The 16,244-nt window shown below is 42.7% G+C and carries 13 protein-coding genes; 6 read left to right on the top strand and 7 right to left on the bottom strand.

Going from position 1 to position 16,244, the window contains the following annotated elements; translation table 11 throughout:
- Positions 1-88: 88 nt before the first annotated feature.
- The 4 genes from FCV43_RS01775 to FCV43_RS01760 form a co-directional block, all read right to left on the bottom strand.
- Positions 89-1,150, bottom strand: a complete 1,062-nt coding sequence (locus FCV43_RS01775) for a YcjF family protein (RefSeq protein ID WP_136993835.1) — start codon at positions 1,148-1,150, stop codon at positions 89-91.
- Positions 1,147-2,529: a YcjX family protein gene (locus tag FCV43_RS01770; protein WP_136993834.1), complete on the bottom strand. Its 1,383-nt coding sequence runs from the start codon at positions 2,527-2,529 to the stop codon at positions 1,147-1,149. Before FCV43_RS01770 ends, FCV43_RS01775 begins: the two co-directional genes overlap by 4 nt.
- 127 nt (positions 2,530-2,656) lie before the next feature.
- Positions 2,657-2,842: a hypothetical protein gene (locus FCV43_RS01765; protein WP_017053929.1), complete on the bottom strand. Its 186-nt coding sequence runs from the start codon at positions 2,840-2,842 to the stop codon at positions 2,657-2,659.
- Between the two features lie 107 nt (positions 2,843-2,949).
- On the bottom strand, positions 2,950-4,467 hold the full coding sequence (locus FCV43_RS01760) for a fumarate hydratase (RefSeq protein ID WP_017053930.1): 1,518 nt from the start codon (positions 4,465-4,467) through the stop codon (positions 2,950-2,952).
- A 215-nt stretch (positions 4,468-4,682) separates the two neighbouring features.
- On the opposite strand from FCV43_RS01760, the gene pabB reads away from it, so the two are divergent.
- Positions 4,683-6,086: an aminodeoxychorismate synthase component I gene (gene pabB / locus FCV43_RS01755; protein WP_136993833.1), complete on the top strand. Its 1,404-nt coding sequence runs from the start codon at positions 4,683-4,685 to the stop codon at positions 6,084-6,086.
- 38 nt (positions 6,087-6,124) lie between these two features.
- On the opposite strand, the gene FCV43_RS01750 is transcribed toward pabB, so the two are convergent.
- The gene (locus tag FCV43_RS01750; protein WP_017053932.1) at positions 6,125-7,837 is read right to left on the bottom strand and encodes an ATP-binding protein; all 1,713 of its coding nucleotides are present in this window, start codon (positions 7,835-7,837) and stop codon (positions 6,125-6,127) included.
- Between the two features lie 5 nt (positions 7,838-7,842).
- A complete protein-coding gene (locus FCV43_RS01745; protein WP_017053933.1) occupies positions 7,843-8,385 on the bottom strand; it encodes a heme NO-binding domain-containing protein in 543 nt (180 codons plus the stop codon).
- Between the two features lie 96 nt (positions 8,386-8,481).
- Here FCV43_RS01745 and FCV43_RS01740 point away from each other — a divergent pair, with 96 nt between their 5' ends.
- The 3 genes from FCV43_RS01740 (at position 8,482) to FCV43_RS01730 (ending at position 12,084) form a co-directional block, all read left to right on the top strand.
- Positions 8,482-9,072: a CoA pyrophosphatase gene (locus FCV43_RS01740; protein ID WP_017053934.1), complete on the top strand. Its 591-nt coding sequence runs from the start codon at positions 8,482-8,484 to the stop codon at positions 9,070-9,072.
- Between the two features lie 297 nt (positions 9,073-9,369).
- Entirely contained in the window at positions 9,370-10,623 is a 1,254-nt protein-coding gene (locus FCV43_RS01735) for an aromatic amino acid transport family protein (protein WP_017053935.1), read from the top strand.
- Positions 10,624-10,722: 99 nt separating this feature from the next.
- Positions 10,723-12,084, top strand: coding sequence for an L-serine ammonia-lyase (locus FCV43_RS01730; RefSeq protein WP_017053936.1), 1,362 nt, complete (start codon positions 10,723-10,725; stop codon positions 12,082-12,084).
- Positions 12,085-12,336: 252 nt separating this feature from the next.
- Here the strand turns inward: FCV43_RS01730 and queD are convergent, their stop codons facing one another.
- A complete protein-coding gene (queD, locus tag FCV43_RS01725) occupies positions 12,337-12,696 on the bottom strand; it encodes a 6-carboxytetrahydropterin synthase QueD (protein WP_170961582.1) in 360 nt (119 codons plus the stop codon).
- Between the two features lie 339 nt (positions 12,697-13,035).
- On the opposite strand from queD, the gene FCV43_RS01720 reads away from it, so the two are divergent.
- Complete coding sequence (locus FCV43_RS01720; RefSeq protein WP_136993882.1) at positions 13,036-14,661, top strand: methyl-accepting chemotaxis protein; 1,626 nt, start codon at positions 13,036-13,038, stop codon at positions 14,659-14,661.
- 164 nt (positions 14,662-14,825) lie between these two features.
- On the top strand, positions 14,826-16,226 hold the full coding sequence (gene asnS, locus FCV43_RS01715; protein WP_136993831.1) for an asparagine--tRNA ligase: 1,401 nt from the start codon (positions 14,826-14,828) through the stop codon (positions 16,224-16,226).
- Positions 16,227-16,244 lie beyond the last annotated feature (18 nt).

The following is a 16,244-nucleotide window of genomic DNA, read 5'->3' as shown; positions in this document are numbered from 1 at the left end:
CAGGAAATGTTGACAGTAGTGTGAATTAAGCTCTGTGTGTCGTCAAGCCATCAAGCCCCTGTTTTCATAACAGAGGCGGCTTTTTCTCTTATTTTATACCAACAGTTTGCACCTTATTCACGATTTGCTTGCGGATGGTTGATAAACGTACAGCTCGATCTTTTTTCCATGGGATTGGTCGAAGCAGTGACATTGCTTTGATCCCTAGCCTTGCAGTCAAGATTCCGACACCGATACCTTGACCCGCGCGTGCCGAAACTTTTCCCGCTAAATCCATAGACAGCAGATCCATACTTGCATCAACGGCCAACTCACTCGCGCCCGCTGCCGCCATATTGATCAGAACCAATTTGAACAGTTTCACTCGCGACCAATAACCTAGCTCAACACCATAGATATCCGCTAATTTGTCGATCATCTTAAAGTTTCGCCACGCCACAAGCAGCATATCAGCAACCGCCAGTGGGCTGATCGCCACCAATAACGCCGCCTCACCTGAGAGCTGAGACACTAATTTGGTCGCCTGCTTATCTTGTTGAGCCACTACCATGGCATCGTACATGTCGAGTACTTCAGCATCACTGTGCGCTGGATTAATGCTATTAATCCATTTGTCGTAAGCTGGGCTCTCCGTTGCAATACCTCCCTCTTTCGCTAACGACTGACAAAAGCTTTTACCTTTGCCGACACTATCACTGGCCAGTAAAATTTCGCTCTGTTCTTGAACACTGAAATGAGCTTTAAGTTTACGTAGCCTCCATAGCTCTTTGCCGATGGCTCCTAAACCCAAAGAGGCAATACCCGCAATGAATGACGCCCAACCTAATGCCAACCAATCGGCGGTTTGAATCGCGACGATGACCGTATCAATGGCCTGCCAAGCGACAAGCCCTGAAAATGCCGAAACTAATGTTGTTGCAATCCAACTGCGTGTTTTACTTGGTCTTATAACACGCTCTAATTGATCTTCGCTTTCTATTAGCGACTCGTTTTCATTATCCTCAACCGTTGTTGGGATGAAGGTTTCCGCTGATTCAAATTGCAACTGAGCGTTCAGTTCTGGGGAAGAGGATGAGCCCGCTGACTCTTGCTCTTTTTCTACTGAACCCAACGATTGATCAAAGACTTGCTTCGTTTTTAACTCGATCATTTCAATTTATCTCCAATCAAATACTCTAAAGCTTTATCCAGCCTTAGATGCTTACAGGGTTCATCAGAACTCGATTCCATTGGTCTAAAGCTGGTAAATTCAAAACCATTCGTGTCCCAAAATGCGCTATTAGGTAATTTTTTAGGTACATCACCCGGGAACATGGTCATTGGAACGCCGTCTACCGTGGTTCCTTGTAAAGCTGGAACGTTGGTTTGGCCTGATGAGATAAAACCTGTCGAGGTCGCTTGCACCGATGCAATGCTCATACAGCTCATATCAATATGTTCAAACGCTGCATTCTGCCACGCTGGGTGTACCATCTGTTGTAACAACGACACTAAATTAGGGTGCTGTTCTGGTGTGACGTGATCGGCCTTGGTAGCGGCAAACAATATTTTATCAATCCTTGGCGAAAAGAGGCGCTTAAGTATGTTACTGCGCCCGTATCGGAAGCTTTTCATTAACTGCTCTAACGCATGGCGCATATCATGAAATGAATCGGCCCCTGCATTTAGTGGTTGTAAGCAATCCACCAAAACGATTTGACGATCAAATGTTGAAAAGTGATGTTTATAAAATGCTTTCACGACTTTCTGTTGATACTCTTCATAACGCGCTTTAAGCATCGCATATTGGCTTGTTTTGCTAACCTTACCCTGCTCTTCTTCGCTAAGTTGCAACGGAAAAAATTGCAGCACTGGCGCACCTTCTAATTCTCCAGGAAGAACAAACCGCCCAGGTTGAACCCAATGCAAACCGATATCTTTACAAGCATGCAAATAAGAGGTGTAACTCTCTGATATTTCTGCAAGCTGTTTTTCGTTGGCTTCATCTTGTGCTGAAAATACTTCAAGCTGTGTGAGCCAATTCTGGGCTAAATCTTTACGACGACCTTTCAAAGCCTCATATTGCGTTTGGCTCCACTCTTCAAAGTTCATATCGAGCAAAGGTAAATCCAGTAGCCATTCACCCGGATAATCGACAATATCTAAATGTAACGTCGCGGATTTACCCAGCAATTTCTTACTGCGTTTCTCCGGTGCATATTTCAACGCTAAGCGGATTTCACTGACATCTCGGGTTGGTGATGGCCATGCAGGAGGCGTTGCATGTAGTGATTCCATCGCGTCATCATAAGCAAAACGGGGGATCATCATATTGGTTTGTGGTACACGCTTAGCACCAATTAAACGCCCATCGCGAGCAGCAGACAGTAGTGGCAGATTTTGGTGCGTAGAAGTGTGCAATAGCTGATTAACCATTGAAGTGATAAATGCCGTTTTACCCGCTCTAGACAAGCCAGTTACCGCTATGCGTAAATGGGAGTCCATTCCGCGATGGATCAAATCATTCATCTCTTGGGTTAATCTTTTCATTCAACATACTCCAGTAATTATTCGCTAAGAGTATGCAATATCAAACATTAATGCTAGATGAACGAAAAAGCCTCCGAAAAAATCAGAGGCTTTATAGTCGTTTCTACCAGTTTACAGCAAAAATCCGCTAGTCTTCTTCGATCAATTTATAAATCACAAAAAGTGCAATCTCAAGCAGCCCAGCCAATACCAGAGCAATAGTAATGTATTTATCGTTGAATATTGAAATACCATGAAGAATCAAATCATATCCAACAAACGCACTGATAATGATCAGTACCGCTAGCTGAACGAATTGAATAAAACGAGTCATAAAAGCTCCTGACTTTTGTTGTGAATAAAGGCTGAAAAAGCAATAGCCCTTGAGGAAAACGAATTAGGAGCCAGACTCAGACATCAAACCGACTCCTAATTAAAACGTTATGCGTTGGCTTCAGCGATTTTAACTTTCCATGTATCTGGGCCAATTTGGTGTGCATTCGCGCCCGTTGAATCAACGGCTACGGTCACAGGCATATCTTCAACTTCAAATTCGTAAATCGCTTCCATACCCAAATCTTCAAAAGCAACCACACGCGCTTTCTTAATCGCTTTAGCAACCAGATAAGCCGCACCGCCGACTGCCATCAAATAGACCGCTTTATGATCTTTAATCGACTCAACGGTTGCAGGCCCGCGTTCTGCTTTGCCTATCATGCCCATGATACCCGTTTCGTTGAGCATCATATCGGTAAACTTATCCATTCGAGTTGACGTTGTAGGACCAGCAGGACCCACAGCTTCATCACCGACAGCATCTACAGGACCTACGTAGTAGATAAACTTACCTTTGAAGTCGACACCTTCAGGTAAACCTTCTCCACTTTCTAGCATGCCTTGAATGCGCTTATGAGCAGCATCTCGACCCGTTAAGATTTTGCCTGACAAGAGCACGGTTTCACCCGTTTTCCACTCTTGTACGTCCTCTTTTGTTACTTCATCAAGATTTACACGTCGAGTATTTGCGCCTGCTTCCCAAGTGATATCTGGCCACTCTTCAAGTTTTGGTGGCGTTAACTCGGCAGGGCCAGAACCATCTAGAGTGAAATGAACGTGACGAGTGGCGGCACAGTTCGGAATGAGACACACAGGTTTTGAAGCCGCGTGAGTCGGGGCAGTTTTGATCTTAACATCGACTACGGTGGTTAAACCGCCTAAACCTTGAGCACCAATCCCCAGTTTATTGACTCGGTCGAAGATATCTAATCGCAACTCTTCTTCTGCATTTTGAGGACCACGTTCAATGAGTTCTTGAATATCGATATGTTCCATCAGAGATTCTTTTGCCAATACTGCTGCTTTTTCAGCCGTACCGCCAATACCTATGCCTAACATGCCCGGTGGACACCAACCCGCTCCCATTGTAGGTAAGGTTTTTTCCACCCACTCAGCAATGTCATCCGATGGGTTTAGCATCACCATTTTGGTTTTGTTTTCGCTACCGCCGCCTTTTGCCGCGATTTGAATTTCTACTTTGTCACCCGGCACCATATTGATATGAACAACCGCCGGAGTATTGTCTTTGGTGTTGATACGCTTGCCCGCAGGATCCATTAAGACAGAGGCTCTCAATGGGTTATCTGGATTGAGGTATGCTTGACGAACACCTTCATCAACCATTTGTTGGACAGTAAGATCGGTGGTTTCCCATGTTACGTCCATGCCGATATTGACGAAACAAGTCACAATACCTGTATCTTGGCAAATTGGGCGGTGCCCTTCTGCTGACATACGGGAATTAATCAAGATTTGAGCAATCGCATCCTTTGCTGCTTGGCTCTCTTCTTTCTCATAGGCTTTTTCTAGTGCTTGGACAAAGTCTAGAGGGTGGTAATAAGAAATATATTGAAGTGCGTCAGCGACACTGCTGATCACATCTTGCTTGCGAATAACCGTCATTGCATGCCTCTTTTAATAGTTCTGCTTCCTAATAATACCACTTGTTAAATTCTCATTATGTTGAGCTATTTATTGTCAATACATCTGAACAGATAGATACAGTTGACTTATGTATGAGGAATCAACGAAGTAGCACCTTTGATATGATTTTATGATACTCTTGCTTTCCTTCACAAGCCATGCAGTGATTGAACTCTTTGTCACAAATTAAACAAATGAATAACGAAACGCACCAAATCCAAATAAAGACGATTACCTATCAGCCCGATCTTGCTAAGCAGTTGTTTTCTCTCATTGAGGCTCAACCTTGGGCAATGCTGCTACGTTCTGCCTCAACTGAGCATATTGATAGTCGGTTTGACATCTTAGTCGCCCAGCCGATTGCGACACTGAAAACCAAAGGTGAGATCACTGAGATTCAGCGATTAGACCAAGGCTATTCTTCAAACGAAACCATTCAATCGACGGATGACCCATTTTCACTCCTTAGCCACTATCAAAACCTTTTGTTGCCTTCACAAAGCTGTGAGCTTGATGTGCCATTTGTGGGTGGTGCGCTGGGTTACTTTAGTTACGACTTGGGCAGACGAGTCGAAAGTGTCGATAGCATAGCAGTACAGGATATTGATTGTGCGGATATGGCTGTAGGTCTGTATGAATGGGCGGTTATCGTCGATCACAAAGAGAGCAAAGCTTACGTTATTGGACTGAATGTCGAGCAACATTGGCAGTGGTTGAACCAACAGGCACCTGACTCCTCTGACCGATCTCCGTTCAAATTAACTGCACCGTGGCAGTCAAATATGACCAAAGCGACTTACAGTGAAAAATTCCATCACGTTCAAAATTACTTGCTCGCGGGTGATTGCTACCAAATCAATTTAGCCCAACGTTTCTGTGCCCCTTATCTAGGCTCTGAATGGAATGCTTATCAGAGTTTAGAAGCGTTTAACTTAGCACCGTTTTCTGCCTTTATTCGCACCGATGAAGCAGCGATTATCAGCGTATCTCCAGAGCGATTTTTAGAATTAAACCAAACGAAAATAGAAACGAAACCAATTAAGGGAACTCGCCCTCGCTCTAAGGATGAAAAGCTTGATCGTGAATACGCGAATGATCTTGCCCATGCGGAAAAAGACCAAGCAGAAAACCTTATGATTGTGGACTTGTTGCGTAATGACATTGGTCGCGTAGCCAAACCCGGCACGGTGCATGTACCTAAGTTATTTGATATTGAAAGCTTTCCGGCGGTCCACCATTTAGTAAGCACCATTCGCGCAGATTTGGATGATCAATACCAAGCGGCTGACCTATTACGAGCTTGCTTCCCTGGAGGTTCGATTACTGGCGCACCAAAAATTCGAGCCATGCAAATCATTGAAGAACTCGAACCTCATAGACGCTCAGTGTATTGCGGCAGCATTGGCTATATCAGCCGCCATGGAAGAATGGACACCAGTATTACTATTCGAACTTTGGTCGCTGAAGAGAATATGATTTACGCATGGGCGGGAGGTGGCGTGGTTGCGGACAGCCAGTGCGATTCCGAATATCAAGAAACGTTAGACAAACTATGTCGAATTCTGCCGATTTTAACTGAACTCAATGCCGACCAGTAAAGCTCAAAGAGCAAATTCCGAAGGTGGGGCAATTTAAGTTAGCCCCACTTCTCTAACATGGCTTTAAGATCGTCAGCGGTATAAGGCTTGGTCAGGATGTCATCCATCCCACACTGAATACACTCTTCACGCTCTTCCAGTGTAGTGCCTGCGGTCAAGGCTAAGATTGGTAGATTGTAACCCAATTCACGCAGCCTTTTTGTTGCTTCAAAGCCGTCCATTTCTGGCATTCGACAATCCATAAAAATGACATCGAACGACTGGCAAGCGACCGTTTTTAATGCTTCAACTCCATTCATGCAGGCAGTTGGTTTAATGCCCATTTTCTTCAACATTTGATTGATGATGACCTGATTGATACGAATATCGTCCACAACCAAAACGTTTAGCTGACTTAACTCTTTCTCACACCATTCTTTAACTGGGTTTCGCGTATCAATTACCTCTTCCTGAGCGACCGTTAAAGGAAGAGATAGTTGAAAGCGTGTGCCCTGCTTTATTTCACTGGTAAAGGAGATGTCTCCTCCCATCAAATCAACCAGCCGTTTACAAATAGCCAACCCAAGGCCCGTTCCTTCATAGTGACGGCTGCTTGATCGATCAGCTTGAGTAAAGGGTTCAAATAACTTCTCTTGTTGCTGAAGAGCAATACCAATGCCTGAGTCTTTTACTTCAATATTAATGCGGTCGTCACTCCATACCGCGAGGAGTTTGACTTCACCTTGATGAGTAAACTTAATAGCGTTACCGACCAAATTCACAAGAACTTGCGTGATCCTTTCTAAGTCACCGATGAAGCATGTTGGCATTCTTCCTTCACTGCCAATATTGAGTACAATTCTTTTCTCGGCTGCTTTGGGTTTAAAGATACCTTGTAATGTCGATTCCAATTGCTGCCAGTGAAACTTCTTAGGAATTAACTCCATCATGCCTGCGTCAATTTTACTGAAATCAAGCAAGTCATTGATAATCGCCCGAAGCAACTCACCAGATTGACTAAGGTTATCAATATAGTCGGTTTGTATTTGATCGAGTTGAGTGTCTCTCAGTAATTCAGCACTACCGAGTAAACCATTGAGTGGCGTTCTCAGTTCATGATTGATCATTGCTACAAAATCACGCGTAGAACGTTCCGATTCTTCTGCGCGTTGTCTAGATTCAATATGACGATTCATGATCATCGAGCGACTAATCGCACTACAGAGCAAATCCCCAGCAAGCACGAGTTGTTTTTCGACGAAATCACGATCGCTGATTTCTGCATTCACCGCAAAACCAATCACGCCAACGATGTTGTGTTCAATGACCAGTGGAATACATAACTGCCTATCGATCCACTGAGGACGAGGAACATCTTGGGCGATGACTTCTTGAGTCACTTCTCGAATCGATTTATCGCCGTACTCCAAAGCGCTTAAGCCGCTCATAGCGTTATTGGTCAAAGACAGGTAGCTTGATTCAATCACCGCGTTGTTAGTTAATCGCTGTAAAAAGTTAGCTAAAACTACGGCATCCAAATCACTAGAGATAAAAACCCGACTAAAACTGATCAACAAGGCATCTATCTGCTCTTCAAACTCTAACTTTTTGATATTAGATTCAGATGTGGCTTCTAATCTTTTTAATGCTATCTCTAATTTTTCATTCAACTCATAAAGTTCTAAGCTTTTATTTTCTAAAAGCTTTTCCGCCTCTTTTCGTGATGCTATTTCACGCTTAAGCTTACGCTCTATTGGAGAATTTTCTGGCATGTTCTCTACTCATCAATACGTAAGTGAAACCGAACAACGCTTTGCGACGGGTCTAACGGTTCCATTTGGCTGATAATCGTCTCCGAAAAATGAGCAGCACAACCTTCGATTAAACCGAGGCAGACATGGGACATACAACGAGCGCTGCGGTAATCCATGACCATCTCAGAACTTGTCTCACTGATAAAATTGAATTGAGGGGGTTGAGCATCCGGATACAGTTTTTTTACTTCAACGTGTATATAGTCTTCAACATGATGGATGAACTGAAAAGTGGTATTGCATTGAAGCAAACTGGCCTCTGGCGGGAGTGTGTTCAACAGATCTGTGAATACCGATTGGCCAAAAACGCGTTGTAACTCCTCAGCCGATACGCCTGTAATTTTACTTAGGTTGATAATAAGCGTCACTAAATCTTTGTGGTTATAACTTCCAACAGAGGTATACACGCCTTCATCGGCAGAGCGTTGCAGTACTTGATCCAATGTATCAAGACCGAACTTATCCTCTACTAATTCAAGAAATTCGGTAAATATGATTCCTTTCATAATTTGAACTACTCTTGTTAATATCAATTAAAAGCATGATTCATAGAACCATTTTTTTCAATCCAATTCAAAAACAAATCTTCAAGTGGTGAACCAATGAATAAAAAGACCTTGATTCAGTACTTTCAGTTTCATCAACTGGTCGACTATGATGCTGACTCAACCAAGCGTGTCGAACACCTTAATACCCGTACACTGAGAAAAGCCGCTGTACTAATAGGCTTTGTTGAACGAGAGAATCAACTGAATATCGTGTTAACCAAGCGCGCTCGGCATTTAAAACACCACCCCGGCCAAATCAGCTTTCCTGGCGGTAAACACGAACAATATGATGACTCTCTTCTCGATACTGCCGTTAGAGAAACCAGTGAAGAGATTGGTATTCCAGCAGAGCATATTGAGATCTTAGGTCAATTGCCCGAAATTACGACCGTAAGCCAATTTTCTGTGACACCAGTGCTCGCTTTCATTCACTCAAGTTATACCGCTAACATTGATCCTAACGAAGTCGAGTCACTATTTGAGGTTCCGGCATCTCATTTACTCGATACATCTAAACTATTTAGCCATTTATTTACAATTCGAAATGAGCCTCACCGAGTTTTTGCTATTCCATATGAGCAGCATTTTATATGGGGTATGACGGCTCAAATCATCCAATCTTTACAGCAACAAATTACGCACTAGTTTATTAATTGTTAATTTAACGTGTTGGTCAAAAGCAATCTCTGATTTAGCTTTAAATATAGCAAACGGTTGCGACAAATTCAGGCGAGCAACTATTGACCAAGCATTATTAAAACTAATGACAACCATTAATAAACCTCACCTGTAGCACGGCATTTTCGTGATCCAAAATGCATTTTTGATAAAACATTCAATAAGCTCATTCATTACATGATTTAGATCTATTTTTTGCAGAAGAAAATTCTGCAAAATACGCCTCGACTTATTTCCTGTTCCCAAAAAATGAGCAAATTTAACATGAATACAACAACTTCTTCGGCTACGGCCGCTAAAACAAGTACTAAGTGGACTTATAAAGATTTCACTTGGGCTCTATCATTATTCGGTACTGCTGTTGGTGCTGGTGTTCTTTTCCTTCCAATTAAAGCGGGCGCTGGTGGTTTTTGGCCATTAGTTATCCTAGCTCTAATTGCTGCACCAATGACTTGGTTTGCACACAAAGGTTTGGCACGTTTTGTTTTATCAGCTAAAAATCCTAACGCTGATATCACAGATACTGTTGAAGAACATTTCGGTAAAACTGGCGCGAACCTTATTACTTTTGCCTACTTTTTCGCTATTTACCCTATCGTTCTAATTTACGGCGTTGGTATCACTAACACTGTAGATTCTTTCCTAGTTAACCAAGTTGGCATGGAATCAATTCCTCGCTGGTTACTTTCTGGTTGCCTTATCGCTGCAATGACTGCTGGTGTAGTATTTGGTAAAGAACTAATGCTTAAAGCAACGTCTCTTATGGTTTACCCATTAGTTGCCGTTCTTCTAGCACTATCTTTCTACCTAATCCCTGATTGGAACACTTCAATGTTGTCTGTTTCTCCAGAATGGTCAACTATGCCTTCTGTTGTATGGCTTGCAATTCCAATCATTGTTTTCTCTTTCAACCACAGCCCAATTATCAGCCAGTTCGCTAAAGAACAACGCAAAACTTACGGTGATGACGCGTCTAACAAAACAGACATGATCACTGGCGGTGCTGCAATGATGCTTATGGGCTTCGTTATGTTCTTCGTATTCTCTGTAGTACTTTCTCTATCTCCAGAGCAACTAGCGACAGCAAAAGAGCAAAACATCAGTGTTCTTTCTTACCTAGCTAACGTTCACGAATCTCCACTAATCTCGGTTCTTGGTCCATTCGTTGCTTTCGCTGCTATTACTTCTAGCTACTTCGGTCACTTCCTTGGTGCTCACGAAGGTCTAGTAGGTCTTGGTAAGTCTCGCTCTAAAGCTCCAGTTAAATCAATCGAGAAAGTATCTCTAATCTTTATCGTTGTTACTACTTGGGCTGTTGCTATCATCAACCCAAGCATTCTAGGTATGATTGAAACAATGGGTGCACCGATGATCGCTGCAATCCTGTTCCTAATGCCTGTATATGCAATGCGCAAAGTACCAGCAATGGCTAAGCTTAAAACTTCAGCTCCTGTACAAATTTTTACAGCAGTTTGTGGTATCGCAGCTATTACTTCTGTAATCTACGGCGCTCTATAATCTGCAGCCACTTATTACACATAAGTCGTTTCAGGTGAATTAAATAATAATGATAATAAAAAGCCTCCTTCCCCGGAGGCTTCTTTAGAGGTAATCACTATGATTAGTGTTTTTGATATCTATAAAATTGGTGTTGGTCCTTCGAGCTCACATACTGTTGGACCAATGAAAGCGGGTAAAGAATTTATTGATGACCTACGCTCAATGGGAAAATTGCGCGACATCACTAAAATTACCGTGGACGTTTATGGATCATTATCACTGACAGGGAAAGGTCACCACACAGATGTCGCTATCATCATGGGTCTTGCTGGTAATAGCCCAGAGAAAGTAGATATCGACTCCATTCCAGGATTTATTGCTCGCGTTGAAGAGACAGAACGCTTACCTGTTGGCATGCACTGCCACACCGTTTCGTTCCCTAAAGATAGTGGGATGAACTTCCACACTACCAATCTCGATTTACATGAGAACGGCATGCAGATTCACGCATGGATCGACGACGAAAAAGCATACTCTAAAACTTATTACTCTATTGGCGGCGGTTTCATCGTTGACGAAGAGAACTTTGGTAAAGATCAAAAGTCTGCTATTAAAGTACCTTACGCATACAACACAGCTGAAGAGTTGGTAAACCTATGCCAAGAGCACAGTTTATCTATTAGTACGTTGGTAATGGCTAACGAACATGCCCTTTACGCAGATGAAGAAGTACGTACCTACTTCGCTAACATCTGGAAAACCATGCGTGAATGTATGGAACGTGGTATGAATACTGAAGGTCTACTTCCAGGGCCTCTACGTGTACCTCGTCGTGCAGCGGCATTACGCCAACAGCTATTAACTTCAGAAAAAACCAATACCGATCCGATGACAGTTATCGATTGGGTGAACATGTATGCGTTTGCGGTAAATGAAGAAAATGCAGCAGGTGGTCGCGTTGTTACGGCTCCTACAAATGGTGCTTGTGGCATCATCCCTGCTGTTCTTGCGTACTACGATAAGTTTATCCAAACCGTCACTGAAAAAGATTACATTCGTTACTTCGCCGCTTCTGGTGCTATCGGTGGTCTTTACAAGCAAAACGCTTCTATCTCTGGCGCTGAAGTTGGTTGTCAGGGTGAGGTTGGCGTTGCATGTTCAATGGCTGCGGCAGGTCTTGCTGAGCTAATGGGTGGCAGTGCTGAACAAGTTTGTATGGCAGCAGAGATCGGTATGGAACATAACCTTGGTTTAACCTGTGACCCAGTAGCAGGCCAAGTACAAGTTCCTTGTATCGAACGTAACGGTATTGCGGCAGTAAAAGCGATTAACTCTTCTCGTATGGCTCTACGTCGTGCTTCTGCACCACGTGTTTCCCTTGATAAAGTTATCGAAACGATGCTGGAAACAGGTAAAGACATGAATGCTAAATACCGTGAGACTTCTCAAGGTGGCTTGGCAATCAAAGTTATCTGTTAATACTCAAATACTAATAGCTAATATTCATTAGTTTTTAAAAGTAAAAGTGTTTAAAACTAAAGTAGTTAAGAACCACAGTATTTAAGAACTAAAGTATTTAAAAACAAAAAAGGCGACTATGTCGCCTTTTTTATTATCTTAAATTTATGAACAACAGCGAGCTAGACTACAAATCGTTATTCAACTGCCCTACTGTTTGTGTCACATTTTCTGCGCCGTTGTATATCTCGTACATTAGCTAATTAGCGCAGGTTAACCGATATAAGTACAACCCGCCGTGCAAGTCTCTTTTATCTCAACCTTGCTTAATAATGGAAGTGCTGGCTTTAACTGCTGCCAAATCCACTTAGACAGAACTTCGCTTGTTGGATTCTCCAATCCTTCGATATCATTTAAGTAGTAATGGTCTAAGCGATCATAAATCGGTTTGAATGCAGCTTTAATTTCTGAGAAGTCAATGATCCAGCCAGTATGGGGATCGACTTCACCTTCAACATATAAGCGAACCATGAAAGAGTGCCCATGTAAGCGTCCACATTTATGACCTTCTGGAACATGTGGTAAGTGATGCGCAGCTTCAAACATGAAGTCTTTGTACAGTTCAGTTTTCATTTCGATTCTCAGGATTTTAAAAGACGCGCAATGCTACTTAAAACAACGCCCATAGACAAGCTTTTGAATTCACAACCAGCTTCACGAAACACTTCACGTCGCTATAGACGTAGCACTTAACAGAGCTCTTAATACCATTCTTAACACAATATTGCGCCAGACAAATGACATCTGCACGTCAAATTTACATCACAAGTTAGCTACATCACATTTACATTAACCGCAATTTGTGTGTGGTCACATTACTCACAATACCTCTTTGGTGTTACCTACGCTTAACCTTATATTTACATAGTCTATTCATATCAATAATTAAAGAACCTAATGCTCTCTAATCCAATATTCTCGACCATCACCTCTAAAATACTGATTACTTTAGTGACTGTATTTACTTGTGTCCTTGCTGTTTCGACTTCTTATCAATATTTCCAACAAAGAGAATTGATCAATTCGGTATTAAGTCAACAACTGCACGATAAGGCGAGTAACTATTTCGATAGCCTTAATATGATGATGCTGACAGGCACAATGGCTCAAAAAGAGACATTACGCCAAAAGGCACTTGCTCAAGATGGTATTGAAGAAGTTCGAGTACTTAGAGCCGAGCATGTCAGCAAACTTTATGGGCTGGCGCAAAGTAACCAACAGCCTGTTGATGATATTGATCGTAGAGCGCTCGCAGGTGAAATGGTTATTGAACCTTTTAACGCCAGTTGGGGAAAAGGCTTAGTTGTTGCCTTACCAATGAAATCAAGTGAAAACTATAGAGGCACTAATTGTGTCGCCTGTCATATGGCTCCAGAAGGTGAAGTGTTAGGAGCGATTAGGCTTGAGTACAACCTCAGCAGCGTCAATACGTTAATAAGCAAACGAACCATGATAGCTGTTGCTATTATGGCGGGCATCGCGTTTATCGGATTCATAATCACTATGGGATTAATCCGAAAAATAGTTGTGAGTCCTATTCAGAAAACATCCCGTTTCATGACCATCGTGAGTCAGAATAAAGATCTATCTCAACGCATTCCTAGCAAACAAAATGATGAGGTTGGTTCTCTGGCTCAGTCTATCAATTCATTCATGGATACGGTTTCTGAGAGTTTAATGAAGGTCCAAGAGACTTCTCACACCCTTTCCGACTCTGCGACTAAACTGACTGGTGTGGCTCAAGTCACAGATAGAGCGGCAAATAATCAGCAAGATGAAACCGCTGAAGTACAAAGCAATATCCACACAATGCAAGATCAACAGATCAATGTAGAGCAAGCGACGATTGATGCATCCACTCTTATTACTCATACCACATCAGTCGCTCAAGCGAGTGCAGATCAAGCGCATTCGGCAAGTGAAGAGATTAAAAATCTTGTCGGTGATATTGAGAATGTAAAAAGCAAGATTTCAGAACTAAACCAGCGAACGACTCAAGTATCATCCATTCTCGAAGTGATTAATGGCATTGCCGAACAAACCAACCTATTGGCTCTAAATGCCGCCATTGAAGCCGCCCGAGCAGGAGAGCAAGGACGCGGGTTTGCGGTAGTGGCCGATGAAGTCAGACAACTTGCATCAAGAACCTCCGAAGCGACGGGAAATATTAAAACGATCATTGCAGAGTTCAAAAAAGGAAGCGAAGAGTCTTTACAGTCGGTTGATGATGTTTGTGATCATGCACATAAACGCTCTTCTGATATTGAAGAACTGTCACTTGCTATGACTAACGTGGTCGATGAGATGCAACAAGTGCTTCAGCATGCGACGAATATTCAGCAACAAACTCAAACAACGACTCAACTTAATCATGATGTTCAGTCGAAAGTAGAAATAATTACCAGACACGCAGATGAGACGTCTCAATCGGCAACTCAAACTCGGGATATTAGCGTTAGTTTGGAGCAACTTTCGGATAGACTTGAGCTATTGCTCAACCAATTCACGCTTTCTTCAAATAATTCATCGCTCAAATAACAATAAAGGTTGAAGAGACAGATTTGACAGGTAATATGTTCCATTGAATTAAAAAAGTAATCTACAACCTAATGTTTCGTCTATTTTTTATACAAATCAATGTATTTAAATAGATAGCTTTAACATTGGGTTGAGTTTTTACCTCAATGGAGAATGTAACTAACATGACTAACGCGCCTGTAGCAGACGTACTTGGTGGAAAACTAGCAGTAGACAGTGAAGTAACTGTTCAAGGCTGGATCCGCTCACGTCGTGATTCCAAAGCTGGAATCTCTTTCCTCGCCATTTATGACGGCTCTTGTTTCGACCCGATTCAGGCCGTGGTCCCAAATAATCTTAATAATTACGAAGACGAAGTATTAAAGCTAACCACTGGCTGCTCTGTTGAAGTAACAGGTAAGATTGTTGAGTCTCCGGCAAAAGGTCAAGATTTCGAACTCGCAGCAACTGAAGTAAAAGTTGTAGGTTGGGTTGAAGATGCTGACACTTACCCAATGGCTAAAACTCGCCACTCTATTGAGTACCTACGTGAAGTTGCACACCTTCGTCCACGTACTAACGTGATCGGTGCTGTAGCGCGTGTTCGTAACTGTCTATCTCAAGCGATTCACCGTTTTTACCACGAGCAAGGCTACTTCTGGATGTCTGCTCCACTAATTACAGCTTCTGATGCAGAAGGTGCTGGTGAGATGTTCCGCGTTTCTACGCTAGACCACGCGAACCTGCCACTTGATGACAAAGGCAATGTTGATTACGACAAAGATTTCTTTGGTAAAGAGACATTCCTGACAGTATCTGGCCAACTGAATGCTGAAACTTACGCTTGTGCACTAAGCAAAGTTTACACATTCGGCCCTACTTTCCGTGCTGAAAATTCTCACACAAGCCGCCACCTTGCTGAATTCTGGATGGTTGAACCTGAAGTGGCTTTTGCTGATCTTGATGATGTAGCAAAACTTGCAGAAGACATGCTTAAGTATGTATTCGAAGCGGTTCTTGCTGAGCGTCGTGATGATCTTGAGTTCTTTGCTTCTCGCATCGACAAGCAAGCGATCACTCGTCTAGAGCAGTTTGTAAGCTCTGATTTCGCACAAGTAGATTACACTGACGCAATCCAAATCCTAAAAGATTCTGGTCGTAAGTTTGAGTTTGATGTTGAGTGGGGCATTGATATGTCTTCTGAACATGAACGCTACCTAGCTGAAGAGCACTTCAAAGCGCCAGTTATCGTTAAGAACTACCCGAAAGACATTAAAGCATTCTACATGCGTCAAAATGACGATGGCAAAACAGTTGCTGCAATGGATGTACTTGCACCAGGTATTGGTGAGATCATCGGTGGCTCTCAACGTGAAGAGCGTTTAGACATTCTTGATGCTCGTATGGTTGAAATGGGCATCGATCCTGAACACATGAGCTGGTACCGCGATCTACGTCGCTACGGTACTGTACCTCACTCAGGTTTCGGCCTTGGTTTTGAGCGTCTAGTTTCTTACGTAACAGGTATGGGTAACGTACGTGACGTTATTCCGTTCCCACGTACTCCACGCTCTGCAAACTTCTAAGCTTTTAGCTTTTAGCTT

The sequence above is a fragment of the Vibrio genomosp. F6 genome (assembly GCF_005146325.1).
In the GTDB taxonomy this organism is placed as follows: Bacteria; Pseudomonadota; Gammaproteobacteria; order Enterobacterales; family Vibrionaceae; genus Vibrio; species Vibrio cortegadensis.
The sequence above is the reverse complement of the archived record's forward strand: the minus strand, read 5'-3'. Positions and strand labels throughout refer to the sequence as shown.